Annotated in this window: 15 protein-coding genes and 3 tRNA genes; 8 read left to right on the top strand and 10 right to left on the bottom strand. The window is 59.6% G+C overall.

What is annotated here, in order from left to right; genetic code table 11:
* The first annotated feature begins 27 nt into the window (after nt 1–27).
* Entirely contained in the window at nt 28–777 is a 750-nt protein-coding gene (locus ACYU0X_RS11205; protein ID WP_309406469.1) for a PspA/IM30 family protein, read from the top strand.
* 127 nt (nt 778–904) lie between these two features.
* Here ACYU0X_RS11205 and ACYU0X_RS11210 read toward each other — a convergent pair.
* A tRNA-Met gene (locus tag ACYU0X_RS11210) sits at nt 905–981 on the bottom strand.
* Nucleotides 982–1453: 472 nt separating this feature from the next.
* Here ACYU0X_RS11210 and ACYU0X_RS11215 point away from each other — a divergent pair.
* Entirely contained in the window at nt 1454–2650 is a 1197-nt protein-coding gene (locus ACYU0X_RS11215) for an IS1249 family transposase (RefSeq protein WP_461900733.1), read from the top strand.
* Between the two features lie 137 nt (nt 2651–2787).
* On the opposite strand, the gene ACYU0X_RS11220 is transcribed toward ACYU0X_RS11215, so the two are convergent.
* Nucleotides 2788–2864: transfer RNA gene (locus tag ACYU0X_RS11220), tRNA-Met, on the bottom strand.
* A gap of 426 nt (nt 2865–3290) precedes the next feature.
* On the opposite strand from ACYU0X_RS11220, the gene ACYU0X_RS11225 reads away from it, so the two are divergent.
* From ACYU0X_RS11225 to ACYU0X_RS11240, 4 genes are all read left to right on the top strand, one after another.
* Nucleotides 3291–3608, top strand: a complete 318-nt coding sequence (locus tag ACYU0X_RS11225) for a helix-turn-helix domain-containing protein (RefSeq protein ID WP_461900735.1) — start codon at nt 3291–3293, stop codon at nt 3606–3608.
* Between the two features lie 126 nt (nt 3609–3734).
* Complete coding sequence (locus ACYU0X_RS11230) at nt 3735–4931, top strand: IS110 family RNA-guided transposase (protein WP_418908024.1); 1197 nt, start codon at nt 3735–3737, stop codon at nt 4929–4931.
* A 92-nt stretch (nt 4932–5023) separates the two neighbouring features.
* Nucleotides 5024–5434: a hypothetical protein gene (locus tag ACYU0X_RS11235; RefSeq protein ID WP_461900737.1), complete on the top strand. Its 411-nt coding sequence runs from the start codon at nt 5024–5026 to the stop codon at nt 5432–5434.
* A 37-nt stretch (nt 5435–5471) separates the two neighbouring features.
* A complete protein-coding gene (locus tag ACYU0X_RS11240; protein WP_461900733.1) occupies nt 5472–6668 on the top strand; it encodes an IS1249 family transposase in 1197 nt (398 codons plus the stop codon).
* A 227-nt stretch (nt 6669–6895) separates the two neighbouring features.
* On the opposite strand, the gene ACYU0X_RS11245 is transcribed toward ACYU0X_RS11240, so the two are convergent.
* From ACYU0X_RS11245 to ACYU0X_RS11255, 3 genes are all read right to left on the bottom strand, one after another.
* Nucleotides 6896–6972: transfer RNA gene (locus ACYU0X_RS11245), tRNA-Met, on the bottom strand.
* A 55-nt stretch (nt 6973–7027) separates the two neighbouring features.
* A complete protein-coding gene (locus ACYU0X_RS11250; RefSeq protein ID WP_461900739.1) occupies nt 7028–10060 on the bottom strand; it encodes a UPF0182 family membrane protein in 3033 nt (1010 codons plus the stop codon).
* A 72-nt stretch (nt 10061–10132) separates the two neighbouring features.
* Complete coding sequence (locus ACYU0X_RS11255) at nt 10133–11248, bottom strand: YlbL family protein (protein ID WP_461900741.1); 1116 nt, start codon at nt 11246–11248, stop codon at nt 10133–10135.
* A 176-nt stretch (nt 11249–11424) separates the two neighbouring features.
* On the opposite strand from ACYU0X_RS11255, the gene ACYU0X_RS11260 reads away from it, so the two are divergent.
* The gene (locus tag ACYU0X_RS11260; RefSeq protein WP_461900742.1) at nt 11425–12837 is read left to right on the top strand and encodes a zinc-dependent metalloprotease; all 1413 of its coding nucleotides are present in this window, start codon (nt 11425–11427) and stop codon (nt 12835–12837) included.
* Nucleotides 12838–12885: 48 nt separating this feature from the next.
* Here the strand turns inward: ACYU0X_RS11260 and ACYU0X_RS11265 are convergent, their stop codons facing one another.
* From ACYU0X_RS11265 to nudC, 3 genes are all read right to left on the bottom strand, one after another.
* Nucleotides 12886–13503 carry a SprT-like domain-containing protein gene (locus ACYU0X_RS11265; protein ID WP_461900744.1) on the bottom strand — a complete coding sequence of 206 codons (618 nt, stop codon included), beginning with the start codon at nt 13501–13503 and terminating at the stop codon, nt 12886–12888.
* Between the two features lie 97 nt (nt 13504–13600).
* Complete coding sequence (locus ACYU0X_RS11270; protein WP_461900745.1) at nt 13601–15721, bottom strand: ATP-dependent DNA helicase UvrD2; 2121 nt, start codon at nt 15719–15721, stop codon at nt 13601–13603.
* Nucleotides 15718–16638: an NAD(+) diphosphatase gene (gene nudC / locus ACYU0X_RS11275; RefSeq protein ID WP_461900747.1), complete on the bottom strand. Its 921-nt coding sequence runs from the start codon at nt 16636–16638 to the stop codon at nt 15718–15720. Before nudC ends, ACYU0X_RS11270 begins: the two co-directional genes overlap by 4 nt.
* Nucleotides 16639–16797: 159 nt before the next feature.
* Between nudC and ACYU0X_RS11280 the strand changes: the two genes are divergently transcribed.
* Nucleotides 16798–18000 carry a phosphotransferase gene (locus tag ACYU0X_RS11280; RefSeq protein WP_461900748.1) on the top strand — a complete coding sequence of 401 codons (1203 nt, stop codon included), beginning with the start codon at nt 16798–16800 and terminating at the stop codon, nt 17998–18000.
* On the opposite strand, the gene ACYU0X_RS11285 is transcribed toward ACYU0X_RS11280, so the two are convergent.
* Nucleotides 17997–21317, bottom strand: coding sequence for an ATP-dependent helicase (locus ACYU0X_RS11285; protein WP_461900750.1), 3321 nt, complete (start codon nt 21315–21317; stop codon nt 17997–17999). The genes ACYU0X_RS11280 and ACYU0X_RS11285 overlap by 4 nt on opposite strands.
* Entirely contained in the window at nt 21314–24508 is a 3195-nt protein-coding gene (locus tag ACYU0X_RS11290) for an ATP-dependent helicase (protein ID WP_461900752.1), read from the bottom strand. The genes ACYU0X_RS11285 and ACYU0X_RS11290 overlap by 4 nt, the downstream gene beginning before the upstream one ends.

Here is a 24508-nt window from a genome sequence, read left to right on the forward strand (position 1 = left end):
TCACAGTAAAAGGAAGAGGCACGATCCATGAAACAGTCCATTTTCGGTCGCATTGCACAGCTCGCGAAAGCAAACATCAATGCCCTCATCGACTCCGCCGAAGATCCACAGAAGATGATGGATCAGATGGTTCGGGACTACACCGACAACATCGCTGAAGCCGAGCAGGCCATCGCCCAAACCATTGGCAACCTGCGCATGTTGGAAGATGACTATCGAGAAGACCAGCAGGCGGCTCAGGAATGGGGCACGAAGGCTCTGGCCGCGTCCACCAAGGCCGATGAGTTCCGCGCGTCGAATGATGCCGCGAACGCCGCGAAGTTCGACAATCTGGCGAAGGTTGCGATCCAGCGGCAGATGCAGGCCGAGTCCGAGATGAAGGCTGCCGAGCCGACGATCACCTCGCAGCGTGAAATCGTCGCAAAGCTCAAGGACGGCCTTAACCAGATGAAGGAAAAGCGCACCGAGCTGGTTGGTAAGCGTGATCAGCTGGTGGCACGCGCAAAGTCTGCGGCGGCCCAAAATCAGGTCAACGAAGCCATCAAGTCCGTCAATATCATGGACCCGACCAGCGAACTGAGCCGCTTCGAAGAGAAGGTTCGTCGGGAGGAAGCTCGGGTCCGCGGTGCGGCCGAGCTCGCGTCGTCAAGCATCGATTCGCAGTTCGAGCAGTTGGAAGATCTGGGCGAGCAAACCGAGATCGAGGCTCGTCTTGCCGCGCTGAAGAGCAAGCAGTCGAGCCCCTCCCTCGAGGGTGGGCTCACCTTCGATAACTAGCTCATTCAAAAAGCAGTACAAGGGCGGCATGGACCGGTAACGGAAACATGCCGCCCTTGCTACACCTCGCCGTACAACGGTCCGGAAAAAACGAAATCCCTCAGCCTGTTGGCTGAGGGATTTCTCTTGGTGGCGGGGAGAGGATTTGAACCTCTGACCTCCGGGTTATGAGCCCGGCGAGCTACCGAACTGCTCCACCCCGCGTCGGTAAATACAACATTACCAAGCCGTAAACACGAAAGCGAATCGAACGGCAGTACGGTAGGTCACATCCGCTTAAGTGTTGCCGCTCCCCCTCGCTAGAAAAGCACGAAGTTCGCTACCTCAGCTTCAGCTCGTACGTGCCCGTGCGTCCCTCAAGACGCCGGAGCACGCTGCACTCGCCAGCGGGCACACTTCATCTAGAGAGTTCGTGGCACAAGTCAAGCGTGGGAGGATTCCCTGTCTCACGCAGCTACGGTGCAGAAGCCACAGGTGCCCCTGTCAAAGGATCTGGCTGCCCAACACGCAGGCTCCACCCGGCACTGCCTGAGCACGTTTCTGCCCAGCGTCAGTATAACCACCAAGCTACTGAGTGAATGCGAAGCGCTGGGGAGCCAAAGCGGGGCTATAGGCAATAAGTGGTGTCCTGGAACTTGATTCTGCCCCGGAATCCCGGGGCAGAATCAAGTTCCGCATGGGCATTGTTCCCATAGGCGTGACCCCTACAAGACAAAACACCCACCTATGCAGTATCTGCCATAGCCCTCTAAAGAAAAACGGGAAACGCAACGGCAAGCAACGCTGGCGATGCATCACCTGCAACGCCTCCACAACCCGAGCACGTCCAGACACCACCGCACGCAACGTCCTAGCCGGCTTCGTCAGCTGGCTGACCAGCAAACAGTCCCAAGCAGAATTCGCCGGAGGAACCGGACGCACCTTCCGCCAGCAAACCCAGTGGTGCTGGAACGTGCACCCATTTTTGCACCACACCGGCGAAGTCTTTGCCGAGATCCAGATCGACGGCATTTACCTCCGTCCAGGATGGTGTCTATTGATCGCCATCGCCCACGGCAAGGTCATTGGATGGCAGTGGTGCGATCAGGAAAAATCAGCGGCGTGGCTGGAACTGCTCAAGCACTTCCCCGAGCCCAGAGTCGTTGTCACCGACGGCGGCTCGGGACTGCTCAAAGCACTGAAGTCCCTCTGGCCGAAGGTGAGGATCCAACGCTGCCTAGTGCATCTGCAACGCAACGTACGCACGCACCTGAGCATGAGACCGCGAACTGAACCTGGCAAGTCACTACGGCGCTTGAGCCTGAGGCTCACAAAGATCAAGACCCGGGCTGCAGCCGCTGAATGGAGTGCCGCGTTCGCGTCCTGGCAGGCCTGCTACCAGCACCTGCTGGAGGAAAAAACATACGCGAAAGACTGGGCCGGCCCATTGCCCAAAAGCGTCAAGTCCACACGACCGTGGTGGTACACGCATGAGCGGCTACGTAGCGCCTACCGCAGCATGGCCACACCGCTCAAGCGCGGCCATGTGTTCACCTACCTGGACGAGGACTTGGACGGGTTGGGCGTCAACGCGACGACGAACATGATTGAAGGAGGGATCAATTCCGGGATCCGGGCGCTGATTTCGCATCACCGCGGGATGCCCATCGAGCATCGCCGGCGGGCTTGTGAATGGTTCTGCTGGAACCGAGCTGAGCCGGTGTCAAGAGCGAACTTGCCGGCCTTGATCCGGGCCTCGGGAAAGCTGGTCTTGGAACGAGAAGCCAAGATGAAGCCGGTTGACCAACAGGTTGGTCCAGCGCTTTATGACACGCACACGACAGCTGAGGATGGCTTGTATTCCCGGTCTGGCTGGGGCGGGCGCAGCCGTTAGGAACCGTGGTTTCACGAAGGTCTGGCCCGGGTAACACGCCCGGGCCAGACACCATTTATTGCCTATAACCCCCAAAGCGATTCTCACGCCAGCGTAAAAAACAAAATCCCCCAGCCTGTTGGCTGAGGGATTTCTCTTGGTGGCGGGGAGAGGATTTGAACCTCTGACCTCCGGGTTATGAGCCCGGCGAGCTACCGAACTGCTCCACCCCGCGTCGGTAAATACAACATTACCAACCTGCAAACTTGAAAGCGAATCGTGGAACGGTGCCCTTCCTCACACATGGCTGATTGCAGGGCTGGCATCTACGTATGTGCCGCCTCCGAGACCACGAGATGCACCGTTGCCAGGCCTATTGCCCAAGCGCTGGTGCCGTAGATCCTGCTCGCCTTCCAGCCGGAGCACACTCGCCCCATGTGCGTGGTACCGGTTCGTCGAATCTGCACGCGGACAGCAAGAAGTCACGCCGAGACAGCGTGCGCGTACGTGGATGGGCCGATCACAATTCCACGCAAATCGAGAAGCAGTGACGGAAAAATCCCCCAGCCTGATGGCTGAGGGATTTCTCTTGGTGGCGGGGAGAGTGTGTAGCGTCACGACATATTAGACAGATGAGTCGCGACATCCTTGACACTTGGACATGTCTAAGAATCGCGTGATTGTCCATCAAATCCGAGACGCCGGGCTGACCGTCACCGAAGCCGCACAACGCCACAAACTCTCCCGCCAACGCATCTACCAATTACTCAAGGCCTACGATACCGGCGGCGATGAGGCCCTCGAACCACGCAGCCGGCGTCCGCACTCAAATTCCCGGGCCACCCGTTATCTTTTTGATAGCCCCCAACAAGAGGATCATGGGGGCTGTCGGCCGACCAGCCTCGGCATGGTGTCTTGCCCCTGTCTAATCAATGATCCGGGGGGTGTTGCCACCGAGGCTGGGAGGGCAGTGAGGTGATTGCTAATTAGGGGCACGACGCCACGCACCACCGGTGCACGGACGTCAGTCATAACGTGGATGTAAGACTTTGCTCCCGCAGGTTGGCCGACCGAATGAGGGACCAAGCGCAAAGGAGCCAGCCTCATGAAAACCGACGACATCCAGATCTTCCTCGGCCTCGATGTCGGCAAGACCGACCACTGGGCCTGTGCTGTCTGCACTGACGGCACCAAGATCTGGAACAGAACGTTGCCCAACGACGAAGCCAAGCTCACCAAGGTTTACCAAGAACTCAGCGCCAAGGGCACCATCCTGGTCGTCGTAGATCAACCGGCAACCATTGGCGCCCTGGCCGTCGCTGTCGCCCAGAATCTCGGTATTCCGGTGGCCTATCTGCCCGGACTTTCGATGAGGCGTATCGCAGATATGTATCCTGGCGCGGCGAAAACAGACGAAAAAGATGCCTTTATCATCGCTGACGCTGCCCGCACCATGCCGCACACGCTACGTAGCATCCAAGTCTCCGACGAGGACGAAGCCACCCTGGGCATGCTCACCGGCTTTGACCTGGACCTAGCCCGTCAGATCACTCAAACCAGCAACAGGATCCGCGGGCTATTCACCCAGATCCACCCGCCACTAGAACGGATCCTCGGTCCCTGGCTGGAACACGACGCGATCTTGGAAGTCCTCGCAGCCTGGCCCACCCCAGCTCAACTGAAGCACGCAGGCAAAGCCAGGATCGATGCGAAGTTCAAGAAGCACGGAGCCCGCCGCCACACCGCCTGGGCTTCAACCATCATCGCGGCCCTAGATGAGCAGACCGTCGTCGTGGTCGGCACCGACGCCGCAGGTCTGGTCATCCCGCATCTGGCCCGGCAACTGATCTCGTTGCATGCCCAGCGCGTGGACGTGGCCACACATTTGGAGGCCATGGTGGAGGCCCACCCTCTTTACCCGGTCCTGACATCCATGCCCGGGGTTGCCGTCAGGACCGCTGCGATCATCATTGCCGAGACCTCCGGCAAGACCTTCACCAGTGCTGCATCCCTGTCTTCTTACGCCGGCCTGGCACCAACCACGCGCCAGTCGGGCACGTCGATCAAGTCCGAGCGCGTTAGTCATTCAGGTAACAAGAGATTGAAACGAGCGCTCTTCCTCTCGGCGTTCGCCTCGATCAGGTTCGATCCGACTTGCCGGGCCTATTATGACCGGAAACGGGCTCAGGGCAAACGCCATAACCAAGCTCTGATCGCGTTGGCTCACCGGCGTCTCACCGTCCTGTTCGCGATGATCCGTGACGGATCGCTCTATGACGTTCCGGAGCTGAAAATTGCTTGACACAGAACATAGGGGCACCCCCCCAGACGATCGCGCAGCTGATCGTTAGCCTCCGCCTTAAGCTCACCGACGCCGGACTGGATGCAGGCCCCTTGACTATTCAGTACCACCTAGCCAAGGCCGGGGTGCAGGTCCCCTCAACCTCCACCATCCGTCGGATCCTACACGCCCAGGCACTGATCGTGCCCGACCCGAAGAAACGCCCACGCAGCTCCTACCACCGCTCCCTCGACCGCAAAACACCGAACGAGTGGTACCACCGTACGCTCAAAGCGCGGCCCCAAGCATGGAAAGTTACCAGAGACCGAGACTTTCGGATCCGGCACGATCGCACCGACGCCGCTGGCAAAGTCACGTTGCGCCACGACGGAGTCCTACACCACCTCGGGGTTCGGAAAGTCAACGCACGCAAGAAAGTCGTGATGATTATCGATCTCGAGGAAGTTATTGTCGTGGAAGCCGAAACCCGGGCTATAGGCAATAAGTGGTGTCCTGGAACTTGATTCTGCCCCGGAATCCCGGGGCAGAATCAAGTTCCGCATGGGCATTGTTCCCATAGGCGTGACCCCTACAAGACAAAACACCCACCTATGCAGTATCTGCCATAGCCCTCTAAAGAAAAACGGGAAACGCAACGGCAAGCAACGCTGGCGATGCATCACCTGCAACGCCTCCACAACCCGAGCACGTCCAGACACCACCGCACGCAACGTCCTAGCCGGCTTCGTCAGCTGGCTGACCAGCAAACAGTCCCAAGCAGAATTCGCCGGAGGAACCGGACGCACCTTCCGCCAGCAAACCCAGTGGTGCTGGAACGTGCACCCATTTTTGCACCACACCGGCGAAGTCTTTGCCGAGATCCAGATCGACGGCATTTACCTCCGTCCAGGATGGTGTCTATTGATCGCCATCGCCCACGGCAAGGTCATTGGATGGCAGTGGTGCGATCAGGAAAAATCAGCGGCGTGGCTGGAACTGCTCAAGCACTTCCCCGAGCCCAGAGTCGTTGTCACCGACGGCGGCTCGGGACTGCTCAAAGCACTGAAGTCCCTCTGGCCGAAGGTGAGGATCCAACGCTGCCTAGTGCATCTGCAACGCAACGTACGCACGCACCTGAGCATGAGACCGCGAACTGAACCTGGCAAGTCACTACGGCGCTTGAGCCTGAGGCTCACAAAGATCAAGACCCGGGCTGCAGCCGCTGAATGGAGTGCCGCGTTCGCGTCCTGGCAGGCCTGCTACCAGCACCTGCTGGAGGAAAAAACATACGCGAAAGACTGGGCCGGCCCATTGCCCAAAAGCGTCAAGTCCACACGACCGTGGTGGTACACGCATGAGCGGCTACGTAGCGCCTACCGCAGCATGGCCACACCGCTCAAGCGCGGCCATGTGTTCACCTACCTGGACGAGGACTTGGACGGGTTGGGCGTCAACGCGACGACGAACATGATTGAAGGAGGGATCAATTCCGGGATCCGGGCGCTGATTTCGCATCACCGCGGGATGCCCATCGAGCATCGCCGGCGGGCTTGTGAATGGTTCTGCTGGAACCGAGCTGAGCCGGTGTCAAGAGCGAACTTGCCGGCCTTGATCCGGGCCTCGGGAAAGCTGGTCTTGGAACGAGAAGCCAAGATGAAGCCGGTTGACCAACAGGTTGGTCCAGCGCTTTATGACACGCACACGACAGCTGAGGATGGCTTGTATTCCCGGTCTGGCTGGGGCGGGCGCAGCCGTTAGGAACCGTGGTTTCACGAAGGTCTGGCCCGGGTAACACGCCCGGGCCAGACACCATTTATTGCCTATAACCCCGAAACCCGAAATATCCTCAGTCGCCACAGAATTGATCCGAGCCGGAACTATTGGCCCGACATACAGAAAATCCCCGGCCGTTGGCCGGGGATTCCCGATGATACTTTGTAAAGCATGTCGCGACTCATGTGTAAACCATGTCGCGACTCTTTACATGGTGGCGGGGAGAGGATTTGAACCTCTGACCTCCGGGTTATGAGCCCGGCGAGCTACCGAACTGCTCCACCCCGCGATGACTAGACTAGTCTTCCTCATCGCGGGGCGAAAAGCGAATCGAGCGGCTCTGGTTAGTTGCCTTCCCCAGCGTTCTCGCTTGGTGCCGCCGACGGATCGGCGTCCTCTGGGTTCGTGGTGACCTGATCGGGAACAGCTTGGCCAGTGATCGCCGAATCCGCCTCGAGCGCTCGCTTCAGTGCTGCATCGAGCGCCTTCTGAGCCTCACCATAGGCCGCGAAGTCGCCTGCCTCGAGCGCCTCCTGGCCTTTCTTGATGGCCTCGTTAGCGTCGTTGAGCGCCTTGGTTAACTTCTCTTGTTCGGTCTGGTTCTGGGCTTCGCCTTCGGTTTCACCCGAATCGCCATCCTTGTCACCGTTGTCGTTTTCACCGGTCACCGCACCAGAATCACCGGCAAAGACCGCATCTAGCGACTTGGCCAATGTATCCTCGAAACCAACCTTGTCACCGAAGGCAACGAGCACCTTTCGTAGCGTCGGGTAGCTTGTAGCACCCGATGACTGCACGTAAACCGGCTGGACGTAGAGGATACCGCCACCGACCGGCAGCGATAGCAGGTTACCGTTCTTCACCTCCGAGGCACCCTGACGCAGAAGGTTCAGTTCACGCGAAACCTTATCGTTCGCGTCGAACCACTGCTGTGCCTGTCCTGGTCCTGGTACGGCGGTGTCGCGTGGAAGCTCAAGCAACTTCAGCTTGCCGTAGTCCTCACTCTTCTTACCGGCTTCTGAACCGGCGTCTCCATTTGCGGCGAGGAAGCCGAAGAGCACATTGCGTTGCTGCCCCGAACTCGAAGGTGCCGGAATGAAGGTAGAAGTGAGGGAGAAAGCAGCTTTCTCCTCGCCCGGCATCTGCAACGACATGTAGTACGGCGGCTGCTTAACCTTGGCATCGGTGGTCGGGTCTGAAGGTACCGACCATGCGTCATCCGCCTGATAGAAGGAAACGGGATTAGTCACGTGGTACGTGGTGAGGATCTCACGCTGCACCTTGAACATGTTCTCCGGGTAACGCACATGCTCCATCAGCTCCGAAGACATGTTCTCCATGGGTTCAAGAGTGTTCGGGAAGACCTTCTGCCAAGCCTTCAGAATCGGGTCCTGGTCATCCCAGGCGTAGAGGCGCACCTTGCCATCGTAGGCATCTACGGTCGCCTTCACGGAGTTGCGTATGTAGTTCACGCTGCCGCCGAAGCGATTGACATCATTCGCGTTGGTCAACGAATCAGAAACGGCGGATTCGAGCTGCTGGTCCTGCGCGTACGGGAAATTGCTCGAGGTCGTGTATCCGTCGATGATCCACTGAACGCGTCCGTCGACAATTGCAGGATAGGCGTTTGAATCGAGCGTCAGGTACGGAGCAACCTCGCCGACACGATCACGCGGATCGCGATCGTAGAGGATCTGCGATTCCGAGTTGACAGCGTCGGAAAGCAGCAGGTCGGTAGAGCCGAACTTCAACGAGTACACCAGGCGGTTCAAGAAGTTACCGACATTCGGACCACCATCACCCTGGAAGGTGTACCGCGCGTCTTCGCCATCTCCACCGGTTCCGGGGTGATCCAATTCTTGGTCTTCCCAGCCCTCGTCGGGCCCACCAACGACTGAGTAGTCCGGCGATTCCTTACCGAAGTAAATGCGCGGCTCATAGGATTCATCCGAGGCGAGCGTACCCGTGGTGGGAATACCGCCGAGCATGAAGTCTGGTCGACCGCCAGCCGTTACGCGATTACCGTAGGCTGCCACCAGCCCGTAGCCGTGCGTGTAGGTAATGTGCTGGTTCACCCACGAATCGTTGGGGTCCACGGAGACTTCACGGGCAGCAATAACGGTATCTTCCACCTTGCCGTCAATCGTGTACCGGTCGACGTCCATGGTCTGCGGGAAGTTGTAGTATCCACGGAATTGCTGCAACTGGGCGAAGGCCGGAGACACCAGGTTCGGGTCCAGCAGACGAATGTTCGTCGTGTTCGCCGCTTCCTTGGCCAATGCGTTCTTTTCCGGCGTGACAGTGGCACGATAGTCGGTTACTTCGGCGTCCTGAACACCGTAAGCCATCCGGGTGAAATCGATGTTGCGTTTGATGTATTCGCTTTCAACTTCGCGCTGGGTCGGTTCGACCTTGAACTTCTGCACCATGAACGGGTACACGCCACCGGCCACGATCATCGTGACCACCAACATTGCGGTACCGATCATCGGCAGGCGCCAACGGCCGGTGAACGCCGCGATCACGAAGGTTACGGCAATCATCACGGCAACGATGGCCAGGATCATCCGCGCAGGAATAACTGCGTGCACATCCTTATAGAGCGCGCCGGCCACGATGCCGTTTTGTTCGGTCAGCGTCTCGTACTGCGCCATCCAGAAATTTACGGCCTGAAGCACCAAGAAGACCGCGGCCACCACGGCAGTATGTACTCGTGCCGCCTTGCCTACGGTCAGTCCCCCGCGCTCTTCAACCCGGATGCCGCCATAGAGGTAATGAGTGAGCAGACCTGCCACACCACTGAGCAACACAATGGAGATCAAGAATCCGTTCACGAGTCCGATGAATGGCACCGTGAAGATGAAGAAACTCAGGTCTAGGTGGAACTGGGGGTCGGTGGTTCCGAACGGTTCCTGGTTGAAGAACAGCATGATGCTCTGCCACTGGCCAGCGACGGCGATGGCCGAGAAGATACCGATGACCAGCGGTACACCGATCATCATGAAGCGACGCACTGGTTCAAGCTGCGCTTGGTAGCGCGACATCGAATCGGGGCGATTACTTGTCGGCGCGTAGACCGGCCGGTGCTTGTAGGCAGAGCGCATGGAGATCCATATGGGCACCGCCATCAACACAAGAGCGATCAGGAAGATCACAAGCTTTGCGATGCGCTCGGTCCAGTACACGTTTTCGAAACCCAGCTGATTGAACCAGAGGATGTCCGCGTAGAAGTTTGAAAGGAACACGAAGAGCGCTACCGCGACAATCACCGCGAAAATCGTGATCGTCAGCGGCGACGCTTTCTTGTTCTCCGGCCGTTGCGGCCGTTGTGGTCGCTCGGGCCGAGGCGGCCCGCCAAAGGGACTGTCCGTTGACACTGTTACATCCTTACCTTGGGGTCCCAGTACATCTCGGTACCGGGTTCACGCTAGTGCTAATTCTCAAAATCATTAGTTACAACTCGTCAAGGTCGCCGGGTCGGTTCCCTGCGCGATGGCCTGCAACGCGCTGCGCGCCTCGTGCAGGGTGGCGACCTTAACGACGTCGAGGCCCTTGGGGACACGGCCTGCAACGTCGGGGCAGTTATCTTCGGGAGCTAAGAACACGGTGGCCCCGGCCTCGCGCGCACCAATCATTTTTTGTGCGATCCCGCCGATGGGACCCACCTGGCCGTCTTCGCTGATTTCTCCGGTACCGGCGACTACGGTGTCGCCTGCGAGCGAGCCCTCTGTGAGCTGATCAATGATCGCAAGAGCGAACATCATTCCGGCGCTGGGCCCGCCGATGTCTTCGACGCCAAATTTCACATCGATCGGGAACTGGTAACCGGTGCGCAGGTAAACACCCAATTGACGTTGGCCATCTTCACCCAGCACGGTGTGCACCGGAACCTGTACGTCGCGCATCTTGCCTGCTTCGTTCACACGCCGCACGGTCATCGTCGCCTCGTCGGATTCTGACTTGTTTAGGAGTTCTTTCAACTCCTTCAGATCCGCAAACGAGGAGCCGTTGAAGTCCACTAGGACGTCGTTCTCTTGAAGGCTGGTCTTGTTGTAGTCGGCCGCAAAGCCAACGACCTGCAGTGAGGTGTCGTAGTCATGCCCTAACTCGTGCAAGGCCGCAGCAGTAGACAGTTCCTGACTCGAACTCATCATCAAACTGTTCTCTTGAGCCTGCTGGTCGCTGCTTACTCCACGCGGCAGCATGATTTCCTCGGGGACAACATCCTTGCCTGGATTTAAGAGGGCTTCGAGAACCCAAACGCCGCTGAGCTTATGCTGACCACCACCGCTGACATACACCGTGGTCATGTCCAGGGTGCTCTGCGACGGGTACGTCGTGGCCCTGTCCACGGTTAATACCCGTTGCCCATCGACCTCACCCATTGTGTTCACGACGGGCCCCGGTGAGCGCACCACAAAATTCGTAGGCAGCAATAAAATCAGCGCAACGAGGATCACGGCCACTGTGCCGGCGTTGAGCTTGCGAACCGATCGGATTGCTGGGACGGGCTCGATAGCTCGCGCCTGATGGCCACCAGTTGGGTTGTGGCCCGTGTCATTCACGTCAACTGCTCCTGCGATTTGTTGTGGGTCCTCGGGGGGTCGGATGCATTCCCCACCTCTACCCTACTTAACGGCAGACGGCTGTCCCATCAGCTCTAAGGAGTATTCCCTGTGCCTAAAGCGAACTGGGCGGTGTGTTCATGGGAACTTGGAGCCGCAAGCGGTATTTTTTAACCATGGCACAGAACCCGGGAAACAACCCACCACATGACGACGACGAAAACCATCCGCAGGATCCATTCTCGGCAATGTTCGGGCAACTTTTCGGTGGCGGGTTCGATCCGAAGGACCTTCCCCCGCAGTTGCGTGAGGCATTAGGTGCCCAGGCAAATGATCCGGCGGCCATGCAGCGCATGATGCAGCAGGCTCAGGCCATGATGTCGGCGATGATGCAGTCCACCCCGGGTGATTCTCCGTTGAATTGGAAATTGGTCTCCGACACTGCCTTGCAGTCCTACGCATCCGATGATCCGGCCCCGAGCGAGGCCCGGATTTCGGCTATCGCCGATGCCACTTACCTGGCCGAGCTCTGGCTCGATAGCGCGACCGTCTATGAAGGCGGCGGACAGGGCACCGAGGTGTGGACCCGCAAGCGCTGGTTCGACAAGACCCTTGGTGTCTGGAAAACGCTGACCGAGCCGGTAGCAGAATCGGTTGCCTCCGCCATTTCCGTGGCCATGAAGGAGCAGCTGCCCGAACAGATGACCGGAATGCTGGGCAATACGGATGCGATGTTCCGCAACCTCGGCTGCAGCATGTTTGGGGTTCAAGTCGGCACGGCTCTCGGTGGGCTGGCCAAGGACGTCCTTGGCGGCACCGACATTGGTTTGCCCTTGGCAGGAACCACGCCCGGCGTCGTCTCGGCAAATGTGGCCGCCTTCGGTGAGGGGCTAGAGATCCCCGAGCAGGAAGTCTTGCTCTACGTTTTGCTACGCGAGCACGCACACACTCGGCTGTTCGCTCGAGTTCCTTGGCTGTCGGCCAAGCTGATCGGGGCCGTTGAATCCTACGCCCGAGGTATCCACATTGATATGTCCCATATCGAAGAAGCCGTCCGCGGAGTGGATCCGAGCAATCCCGAATCGATGCAACAGCTTCTAGGTGAAGGTCTGTTCATCCCGCAGCGCACCGAAGCTCAGGAACGAGCACTAGAGAATCTGGAGCTCACGTTGGCCCTCATCGAGGGGTGGGTCGATCATGTGGTTTCTCTGGCTGCGGCAAACCTTCCCTTTGAGGCTCATCTGCGCGAGACGATGCGGCGACGGAGGGCCACGGGTGGACCGGCCGAATCAGCCTTCGCCGCCCTTGTCGGTCTCGAGCTACGCCCGCGCAGGCTTCGTGAGGCTGCGGCGCTTTGGGAGCATCTGCATGCAGAACGCGGTGTCAGCGGTCGCGATGCCATTTGGGACCATCCGGACCTGATGCCTACCCTTCAGGACTTGGATGACCCAACGGGCTTTACCGCACGCCGCGAACAGGCGGCCAGCGAGTACGACGAATTCGATGAGGCACTAGGAAAACTCCTTAGCGGCGGCTTCGATGAACCGACCGATAAACCGGATTCCACGGATTCGGACGAGGACCGCTAAACGGTTATGGCCGTCAACCCCAGAGGTGGGTTGACGGCCATATCAGTTCTAAAAGTCGATATCGTCCGGGTCGTCGCTAATCTCCGGAGTGGTAGGGGTTTGCCCCAGTTCGAGAGAATGCGCCCGGTATCCGGTGCTGAATCCGCGTAAGAATATATCTGCCTCGTGGGACTTTGGATAACGGGCCAGCAAGGCCTTGAATTTCGGCCCGTGGCCGTCGTCGGGTACCACCAAGTGCACCAACTCATGAACCAAGACGAAGTCTTGCACCCACTGCGGGGACCATTTTAGGGCTGAGGACAGCCGGATGCGTCGTTCCTTCAGCGACGCCGACCCCCAACGCTTGGCTTGATTATCGACCCATCGAACAGAAACCGGCCGAGCACGACCGTCTAAATACTGCGCGTCGAGCAACGCAGCGCGTTCCTCCAGCGAAGGCCCGGAAACTTGCGCTTGATTACGGGCCTGACGCTGCCGAAACTTGCCAATCATTTCCTCGACCATGCGCTTCTCAGCGAACTCGCTTAAACCCGCCGGTACCTGCACGACCAAGCGGTCGTCACGCCATTGGCTAGAAATGGTCTTGGTACGCCGTGTCGAGCGCACGATCCGTACCGGAAGGTCGTCGTCCGTAAGGAAATCCACGGTTGTTGGATAGGCAGGCATGAAATTTACTCCTTATCGAAAGACGAAGATATTCACCCAAGGTACGGCGCAACCGGGAAGCGGCCCCACGCCCCGTACGGCTTGTGGGTAACCGGCACTAGCTTTGTTGGGCTATGAGGTCTAGGACTGCCTGCCCGTAGCGTTCCATCTTGCTACGGCCCACTCCGGGAACTTTGCCTAACTCCTGCATCGAGCTCGGTTTATCTTCGGCGAGCGCCATCAGCGTCGCGTCGGTAAAGACCACGAAAGCTGGCACCGCGTTGGCCTGGGCAACTTCTAGACGCCAACCTTTCAGCGTTTCGAATAGGTGTTCATCATATTGCGCCGGGCAACTGGCGCACCGACGAAGCTTACGTTCCTTCGCGCTAGTGAGGAAGGAACCACAACTTCGGCACACCGCCGGGGTCAGCTTCTGTTCTTTGCGGGCCGCCGGCGCCTGAGCACGACTACTAATTTGCCGAGCCGCAGGAATTCCATCGAGGAAGCGGGACCGATAACGATGGGCCCTGCCACCTGGCGTACGAGCCAGCGACCATGAAAGGTACAACCGGAGCCGGGCACGGGTGATCCCCACATAGAACAGGCGCCGCTCTTCGTCGTATCCGGCTTGGTCCTTCGCATAGGAAATTGGCACGAGTCCTTCGCTGAGGCCCACCAGGAACACCACGTCCCATTCCAGGCCCTTGGCGGCGTGGAACGAGGCAAGTGTCACCCCATCCAGCGTTGGGGCATGTTGCATCGCGGCGCGCTCTTCGAGTTCCACCACAACATCACGTAGCGTCACCTGTGCGCCAAGCTCTGACTTGGTGCGCACCAGGTCATCGGCGAGACGGACCAAGGCCGAGAGCGACTCCCAGCGCTGTCGTGCCGCACTGCTGCCCCCGGCCGGAGGTTGCTCGGTGTAGCCCTGCCCGGTGAGCACATCGCGTACCAGTTGCCCCAGAGGCTCCTCGGTCGCCACCGTTTGCGCCGCACGCAGGGCCAGCATTCCTTCTTTTACTTCGCGTCGCGAGAAGAAACGCTCCGCACCGCGCATGACGTAGGGAACTCCGGCGGCCGTCAGCGCCTGTTCGAAACTCTCGGACTGGCCGTTGGTTCGGTAGAGAACGGCGATACTCGAAACGTCTTGCCCGGCGGCGATTAGGTCCTTGATCCGGCTGGCGACCTCGGCGGCCTCGTTCTCGTCGTCACTAGCCTCGAAGAACTCTGGTTCGGCTCCATGCTCTCGCTGCGCAATCAGTTCTAGCGGTTCGGGCCAGGTCACCATCCGGTCCGGTACCCCGGATTCAATGCGCCGCTGGGCCAGAATCTTATTGGCTAGGCCAACGATCTGCGGTGTAGACCGATAATCACGTACCAGCTTGACCACCCGGGCGTTCTCAAATCGTTGCCCAAAACCTAGTAGGTAGTCGGGGCGGGCCCCGGTGAAGGAGTAAATCGTCTGCGAGGCGTCGCCCACGACGCACAGCTCCTGCCGCTCCCCCAGCCAGAGGTTGAGCAATCGCTGTTGCAGCGGAGAGACATCCTGGTACTCGTCGACGACGAAGTGTCGGTACTGTTGGCGCACGCTGGCGGCGACCTTCTCGTCTTCTTCCAAGATCGCGCTGGTCAGCAACAGCACGTCCTCGAAGTCGATGACATTACGGTCGTCTTTGAGTTCCTCGTAGGTCTGGAAGACTCGCGACATGGTGACCGCTTCCAAACCTTGAGGAAGTTCGCGCGTCTGCACCACCCGGGCGTAGCTTTCGGGCGAATGCATGGACACCTTGGCCCATTCGACCTCTGAGGCGAGATCCCGCACCATGGTGCGGTCACTGGAGATACGAAGTCGACGGGCCGCCTCGGCAATCAAGGGCGCCTTGTGTTCGACGATGCTCGGCAAAGTTCCGCCAATAGCCTGAGGCCAGAAGTATTGAAGTTGGCGCAATGCTGCCGCGTGGAAGGTCCGTGCTTGGACTCCGTTGGCTCCCAACTGACGTAAACGGGTACGCATTTCGGAGGCCGCGCGAGTGGTAAAGGTCAACGCCAGCACACTGGTGGGTTGGTAGATGCCTTGCTGCACGCCATAGGCAATGCGATGGGTGATGGCCCTAGTTTTACCAGTTCCGGCACCGGCCAGAATGCAGACCGGTCCGGTAAGCGCCTCTGCCGCTTGACGTTGTTCAGCGTCAAGCCCGGCTAACAGGTCGGTGGTGGGAGCTTGTCCTTCAGGTATCACGCAACGGCTTTCGGTAGTTCATGTCCGTACCAGTCTTCGATCAGAGCGCCGGCAATCGATGGTCCGCGCGGCACGTCCAGGAGGCCCTGGGTAATCGCGTCGTGCAGTTCTTCACGAGTGAACCACCGCAGATCCAATATCTCCTGACCATCGGGGATCAACTCGGTACTCAGCGCCTCACCGCTAAAACCCAGCATCAATGACCGCGGCAACGGCCATGGCTGCGACCCCCGGTAGGCGCATTCACCGACACGGACCCCAGACTCTTCAAAGATCTCACGGCGTACCGCGGCCTCAAGTGATTCCCCGGCCTCAACGAATCCAGCCAAAACCGAGTAGATCTTTTTCTTGAATCGAACGTTGGCCCCGAGGAGCAGCCGATCCTCGGCATCGATGATTGAGGCTATCACCGCTGGATCGGTGCGTGGAAATAACTCGTGCTGCCCGTCCGCGCACCGTTGGGACCACCCCAAGTTGGTTGGTTCCAACGATGAACCACACTGTGGGCAGAAGGTTGTACCCAACCGCCAATTACCAATCGCCTGGGCCACGACGAATAGGCCTAAGTCTCTGGCCTCCAGCCGACCGAAGGCCTCACGCAGGCTAATCCATTCGGTGTCCTGGAGCACAGCACCCGCATCGGCAAGCAGCAACACATAGTTCACGCCGTCCATTGCACCCAAGTGAACAAGTGATTTCGGCGCAGCCTCTCGCGCTTGCTCGACCGGCATGTAGAGCAGTGAGTGATTTTGTGCAGCGATACCCTGTGGCCCAAGAAGCATGACTTTGGTGTCCGGCCGCGCCAATGCCTCGCGGATTGGTTCGGCGCTATCTACTTCCGTTAGCGGGCGAACCAGTTCACCACCTGCAAAGGGAATGTTACGTAGCACACCATGATATTTTTCTGCCAAGGCCATATATCTAATCTAGTTCACCGCGTGATGTTCCACCGACTAGCCCGCCGGCACTGTGGACTGTGAGACGCACCGCCCACAGGGTGAGAAATCGCCCATTTCTCACCGATGCCCGTGCGTCATTCAAGGTTGCTTGGAGGGTTGTCGCATACGGTTGATGATGTGAAACGCTCTGCCATGGAACTCGCCGCAATTGCCACCGCCGCTGTCCCCGGACTGGCTCCCGTGGGATATGCGGCGCTCTCCGATGATGCGGAGGATTTTGACTCTGCCTTGATCATTGACGATCAGCAGAACCGCTGGCGGGTGCGTTCCCCACGTCATGACGAGGCCAGCATGCGTCTGGAGTCCGAGCTATCGGCACTGCGGGCCTTTTCGGCCCGAGTTCGGGCCGCCCTACCCTTCGCACTACCCCAAGTGGCCGGCTCGGTGCGACAGGGACCACTACGCACTTTCGTGTACAAGGACATGCCCGGCAAGACAACTTCGCTCGAAGAGTTGGTCGATGCTGGCAAGCCGTTGGCTGCGGCGCTAGGCCGGGCGATGGCAGCGATCCATCAAATTCCGGACGATGCCGTAGAGGTTGCCGGCCTGCCCTGCTACACCTCCGACGAAGTACGTCAGCGCAAGCTCAACGAGTTGGACACCGCGGCGGCCACCGGCTTAATCCCAAGTCGCCTGTTGCGCCGCTGGGAGCACGCCATGGAAGATGTGTCGCTCTGGCGTTTCAATGCTGCCGTCGTACATGGAGACTTTGACGAGGAACAGATCCAGGTACTCGGCGGGGCGATCACGGCCGTGAAGGGCTGGACCGATCTTCACGTCGGGGACCCGGCCGATGACTTCGCGTGGCTTTCGGCAGTGGGCAATCAGGGCTTTAGTGAGCTGGTGTTCTCCGCCTATATCGAGGCACGGGGCGACAAGGCGGATCCGCATATTATGCGACGTGCCGCGCTGGCCGCCGAATTCGCGCTGGCACAGTGGCTGGTCAAGTCCCTGGCTACCAAGGACCAGCAGCGTATCGACGAGGCCCAAGAGATGCTGCGCGAACTGGATACGAATATCGCCGACTACGGTGGGCAGCCGCTATCGGTGGTTGAGCCGCCGCGCCCCCTGCAGTCACAGACCGAGGACACGAAGGAACCAGCGGCCGCCGAAGACCCGGACCGTACCTCGACCAAGGTTTCTCGTCTGCCCGATGAGTCCGGCTCCGAGGCCGCGCCGACAGACTCTGCACCATCGGCTCGCCCCGGAGCCGAGACGCAGCAACCGGCTCCCCAGCCGGCTACGAGCACTGTCGCGGCACCAGCTGAAGAATCCAAGCCCGAGCCAGCCCCAGCCAAGGACTCGACGCAGGACTCCTAGCCCTGAGCCGCTTGAATGCTTGTGAAAGCTTCGGCGACCATGGTCTCCAACTCGTGCTCACTGGCGAGCTGCTCGGCATGAATCGTGATGCCAGCGGCCACATAATAGAAAGCCGCGTGAATCTTCTCGACGGGAATATTGTGTAGCCGGGCCCAACCCAGCCGATACACGGCCAACTGCACGAGCTTATGTTTCAGGTCTTCGCCGCGCGGGACCCGCCCGGTCTTCCAGTCGACGAGGATCCAGCTATCGTCGTCGTTGCGGAAGACGGCGTCGATACGGCCGCGCACTGCCACCTGACCAATGCGCGTCTCAAGCGGCACCTCGACGTAGGCCGGGGTACGTTGGGCCCAGTCGCTGGCCAAGAAATCGTTCTTCATGGCCTCAAGGTCGAGGGCTTCATCCAAATAGCGGTCCGCCGGAGCCGTCAACTCTCCAAGATCCAGCATCCCGGTTTGTTCGTAGTAGCTTTCAATCCAGGCGTGGAATGCGGTCCCTCGGCGCGCGGCGAGTCCAGGTCGATGTGGTACCGGGCGGCGAATATTATCGATAACCTCCTGCGGGTTCTCGGCCAGGTCGACGAACAGCGAGGCCCGCACATGTTCGGGTGGGGTCACCGTCCGTTCGCGGTCGCTCAGGAACTGTCGATGGCGCAAGAGCGTTTCGGCTTCCTGCCGCCACGCCCGTCCTACGGCACTCGTCGGGCCGCTCGGCTCCCGCCCGATCTGCTCGGTAATGCGTTCGGCCAATGATTCCAGAATGGTCCGTCGGGAGTAAGGCAAAGCACTGCGTTGCCGTTGCCCGCTGACCTCCGGGCCGGTCAATGGATCATAGGGCCAGCGTGCTTCAAGGGGCTCCACGGTGTTCGGGTTCTGTTCCGGCGCTTGCTCGGTCTCAACCCATTGGCCAATTTCTGCTTGTGGCAGTGGGCCGTTCGCCATGGGACGGAGAACCTCAATAAATTCCGAAGGCTCCATGGGCTTACTCCGGCTCCCGTTCCACACGCTGCTACTGCATACCAGCAGGTGTTTGGCTCGGGTCAGCGCGACATAGGCCAATCGGCGTTCTTCCTCAATATGGTGCTCGTCGACGGCTTGTCTAAAGCGCTTCTCCGCGTCGAGGAGGTCTTTGAGACAGCTCTGGTCTGTGTCCCATGCGGGCAAGTCTGCCCGGTCCCCGCGTAGCGGCCACGGCAATGCCGCATCACCGCTGGTCCAGCGGTCGGATCGGGCCCCGGGGAAGGTACCGTCATTCATGGTCATTACTGCGACCATGTCCCATTCCAGTCCTTTGGAGGCATGTACCGTCAGCAACTGCACGGCCCGAGGGTTGGTGTCGTCGGCTGGTAGTGGTAGCCCGCTCTCCTTCTCGGCAGCGTCTTCGAGCCACATCAAGAACCCCGAGAGCTCGGCCCGCGGCGCGTTACGACAGTACTCGCGCACCACATCGGCGAAAGCGTCGAGGTGCACTCGGTGCTTCGATGGCTCAACCCACGGTCGAGCAGCGACCTCAATGTCGAGGTTCATCGTCCGTTCCACTTCACGAATCAGAGATTCGAGGTCGTGATTGGCCAGCAACCGAAGTTCCCGTAACTCCTCGCGTAATCGTTGCAAGCGGGCCAAACCGGTGGCACTGATCTTGCGTCCGTCGTGACTTGTCCATTCAGGAGCGGGCAGAAAATCGAGCGCCTCGATAAGGCTTGCCGCGTCATTGAGTTCGGCACGCGCCACATCTGTGGTCTCGTCGTCGGTCGAGGGTCCGTTGTTTAGTTCTCGAAGACGACGTTGTGCCAGGTACTTCGACCAGTCCGCAAAAGCCATGAGATCGGCTGGGCCGAGCCGCCAGCGGGCACCCGCGAGCAAGCGCATGAGCTTATCCGAGCGCAAGGGATCGACCAGCACATGCAAGGTACTGACAAGGTCCACAAGTTCCGGAGTACTAAGCAGCCCCGATAGACCGACAACCTGGTAGGGGATCTCGCGCTCGCCAAGAACCTGCGCCATCACCGAAAGTTGACTGCGATTTCGGCTAAGAACCGCACAGGTCAGTGGTTCCGTGCCGCTGGACTTTTCCAGTTCCGCCACGAAGAGATCGGCGATGCGCTCGGCCTCGTCATGAACCGTGGCGCAACGGTTGAGCACGACCCGACCGTGCCCGGCGAACGCCGAGGGTTCCAACGGTTTTACCGCCACAGGACCATTGCGTTGTTCCTGGGCCGACCCGGTGATGCGGTTGGCCGTCTCGAGGATATTGACCGAGTTACGCCACGCCACGGTCAGGTGCCGAACATGAGCATTGCGTCGTTGTTCGTTTTCCACCACGGGGAATGTGGAGGGAAAATGGAACAGCTGTCCGGCGCTAGCACCACGAAAACCATAGATGGACTGGTTGGGGTCGCCCACCGCGGTGACCGGGTGGCCGTTTCCGAAGAGCGAGGAGAATAGTTTCAGCTGCGCATGCGACGTGTCCTGAAATTCGTCGAGGAGCACGACTTTGTACTTCGCCCGTTCGGTAGTGGCAGCAACGGGCACGTGCATCGCGATCTGGGCGGCGTGAGCTACCAGATCGCCGTAGTCCATAACGCCCCGTTCCCGTTTGAGTTGCGCATAGCGGCCCGACAACTCGGCAATGGTGGCCCGTGATGCCAGCCGGTCAATTAGTTTCCGCGCGTCGAGGGTCGGTGCCTTGTCCTTATCGATTTGCATCGGTAGCGCCGATATCCGCGCAAGAAGATCACGAATCCATGTCTCGGCCTCGTCGGCCGTGACCAAATGTTCGCTGGCTTCCGAACTAAAGGAGACGATGGCGTCAATTAGCGTGCTGCTGGCCGACGTTAGATGCTGGTAATCACCCGTGTAGGTTTCAAGCACTTCATGGGCCAGCTGCCACGACTGGGCGGCGCCGAGGAGCACGGTGTCGTCCTCTAAACCCAAGCGCAGTCCGTAGTCCTTCACCAAGGAGTTGGCATACGAGTGATAGGTGGAGACCGCCGGATCCAAAAATTCCGCGGTTAGTTCCCCATCGAGTAAACCCGTTTCCACGAGCTTGGCGATTTTCTGTCGGATGCGGGCCGAAAGCTCCCCGGCAGCCTTGCGGGTAAACGTCACCCCGAGCACTTCTTCGGGACGGACAAGACCGTTGGCCACCAGCCAGACCACCTTGTCGGCCATCGTCTTGGTCTTGCCGGAGCCAGCCCCGGCAATGACGAGCATCGGTTCGAGCGGGGCGCTAATAATCTCGGCCTGCTGTTCAGTGGGCGCGAAGGGCTCCCCTAGGGCCTCGGAAAGCTCGTGCGGAGAAAAACGCGGAGTGCTCATGGTTCAGTTACCTGTCGTCCATTCGTGCAAAGGGGGCAGATTTCGGGAAGTGCGCAAGATCCGAAGAGGCCTTCACTACCCGCGAAGTGGCGCGTGATGAAGTCACTGTCTCCCATGAGCGCGGCGGCTTGCAGGATCAATTCTGTAGCCCAGGCTTCCTCTCCGAGGGCCTGTTGCGCACGTAGCGTTGGCCCCTTAGTGGTGGTGCCCAAATACACCAAGCTGGCCCCGGAAGGTTCACGAGCAGTTTCCGGAAGCTCCGCGAGCGTATCAAGGGCCCCAAGCCTGATGGCCTGTTGATAGACGCCGAGCTGTGCATGGCGTTCGGTTTCCTTTAACGTGGGGGCTTTGCTACCAGTTTTCAGATCGACCACGTGGGCTCGGCCCTCTGCGTCTAGCTCCACACGATCCATCACACCACGCAGGTAGAGTGCTGGTTCATGCTCGGGTACCTGCACCTCGAACGAAAGTTCCCGGGCGACGAGAGTGCGTCCCTCGTTACGCATGGCGAGGCAATATTGAGCGTATTTCTTGAGCATGTTTACCGCACGGTCGAACTCACGCTGGCTCTCCCAGTTCTGTGGTTTTTCCAGTTCGGGCCAACGGGATTCCAGAATGGCCTCGTACTGCGAACCGGTGGCATCCGGGTGCTCCTCCGCAATTGAGTGAATCAAGGTACCCAGTGATGCGGCAAAATCGCGGGCCGCTTGACCGCCAGCCCCCTGCACAAACCAGTTCAGCGGCGAGTTGACAGCAGTTTCAACCTTGGACGGTGAAATTCGGATCGGTTTCCCTTCGGGCGTAAGCCGTTCCGAGGTGCTCAGCGGGAGCATTCCCCACCATGTGTCTGGGTGGGCGCCACGCACCGAAGCCTCAGGACTACTGAGCAGGGCGAGGGTCGAGAGCGCATCCCCGACCACTTCTTGGGCTTCACTGCTGTCTTGGCCATGCCCGGTTGCGACGAGTGTCTGAGCGCGTTCAGCGCTAGCACGAAGCTCCGCGACCAAGGTAGGCAAGGACCGGATGCGCGGTACGACGCTTGGTTCACGAACGGCCGTGGACGGCGGGTCAACCAAGTCCATAAAGCTCGAGGCTTGCATCTCCGAGTTCTCTACGGCGGTGCACACCAGAAGCTGCTCGGCGCGTGAAACCGCGTTGGCGAAGGAACGCAGTTCATCCGCACGCGTATTTTTGATCAGCTCCGCGGGTGTTCTGCCGGAGAGAAAACCGACGCCGTGTTCAGCCGCGTCGGCCAGCGCATTCGAACCGAGAAGTTCGCCGCGCAGCTGCAAGTTCGGCCAACTACCTTCCTGCAGCCCGGGCAGGAACACGACCGGCCATTGGCCACCAGCTGCCGCTGCTGTGGTCAGTACGGTGACGGTTTGCTCCCCTTGCGCGCGACTAGCCAAGGAGTCCATTGGCAGGTCTTGACCCAAAATATAGTCGAGAAACTGGGCCACGCTGGCACCGGGAAGTTGGTCCACGAATCGTTCGGCGGCCTGGAAGAGCGAGAGTACCGCGTCGAGGTCATGATCGGCTCGCCGGGCTCCGGGACCAGTTCCCAAAGCTTCTTCACGCCATGCGTCTGAACGACCGGAAGCTTCCCATAGGGCCCACAATGCGGTCTCGGGGGTGGCCTGCCCGTCGGCCAATACTTCTTGCAGCTTGGTATACATCCGCACCACACGTTGGAGCCCGAATCCCACGGGGCCGAGGTTTTCGGTGAGTTCCGGTTCGGTCAGGCACGCGTCCAGAAGTTCGGCGCTGCTTCGTCGGCCCCCTCGAGAACTTTCGACCCGGCGCAAAAGCTGTCTGATGCGACGGATTTCTAGTGCTGTGCTCATGCCGTAGCGAGAGATCAGTAGCGAATGCATCAGCAAAGGGTCTTCGTGTTCGGCGGGGGCGACCGCGCGTTGTAGAAGATCCAGTAGCGGACGTACGGCACTTTCGTCCTTCAGCGGCAGCTCAGCTGGCGGGTTGGACACTGCAATCTTCTGGCCCTCGAGGAAACGACTCAGGCTGCGCACCTGGGAGCCGTTGCGCACGATCACCGCAATGTCCTTGAGTGAGTACTCCCCGAACACCGAAAATTCAATGATGCGCTGGGCTAGGAATCGCTGTTCCTGTGTTGCGGACTCAAAAATATGGCCCTGCACATTGCCTGGTTCGTCTGTTGAGGGCCAGGACAGGCGACGGCCCAGCTGACCGGTGGGGGCAGGGATCCGTCGTACAACACGACGCCAGGCTTCCGCGATGGCTGGCGTCATACGGTAGCTATAGGTCAGCTCGTAGCTTTGCGCAGAAAGTTTTTGACCATATTGGCTGGCGAAGCGATGTACCAGCTCGGGTCGAGCGCCACGAAAGCCTTGCACCACGTTATCCGGGGTACCCACGGCGATGAGCGTGTGGTCGCGTCCCAGAACCTGCAATAGCCGGTGTTGTGAGAGCGTGGCTTCTTGCAAGTCATCGACCAGAATGCAGTCCAGACGCTCACGCTCCCGGGCACAGAAGTCCGGATGTTTCTCCAGCAGTTCCGCCGCGCGCGTGATTAGACCGGCAGGGTCAAAGGCTTCGGCGTTGCCGAGGTCAAGCAGGTCTCGGTACTCCTGATAAAACCGCGCGGCCGCTACCCATTCGGGCCGGTGGGCCGCGTGTCCAAGGTCGGCAACATCAGCTGGTTCGAGGCCAAGCTCCGAGACTCGATCAAAGAATTCACGGACCTCTTTTCGGAACCCCCGCGTACCAATGGCCAGCTCGAGTTCCTGCGGCCAGCCTGGTGACTCGGTAACACCGAGCGTATGTCCCTCCAATAATGCTGCAATCATTGAATCCTGCTCGGGGCCGGACAGGAGGCGGGGCTCACGCTCAACAAATGGCAGCAGTCCCTCCACCCGGGCCCTGCGGATCAAGTCGAAAGCGTAGGCCGACCAGGTACGGACCACTGGTTCGGTGAACGTACGCTGCGCTCGACGGCTAAACTCGTCGCGCAAGTGTGCGGCGGCATTTCGTGTCGGCGCGATCATGAGCAGGCGCAATGGGTCGAGGCCGCGATCCAGACGTTGCACGGCCACCGATATGAGTAGTTGGGACTTGCCTGTCCCCGGTGCCCCGGTGACCAATTTCGGCGAAGTGCAGCCGGTGAGGATCTCCAGCAGCGTCCCGGCAGTCGGATCGAGAGTTTGTTGCGCCAT

This window comes from Glutamicibacter sp. X7 (genome assembly GCF_054889245.1).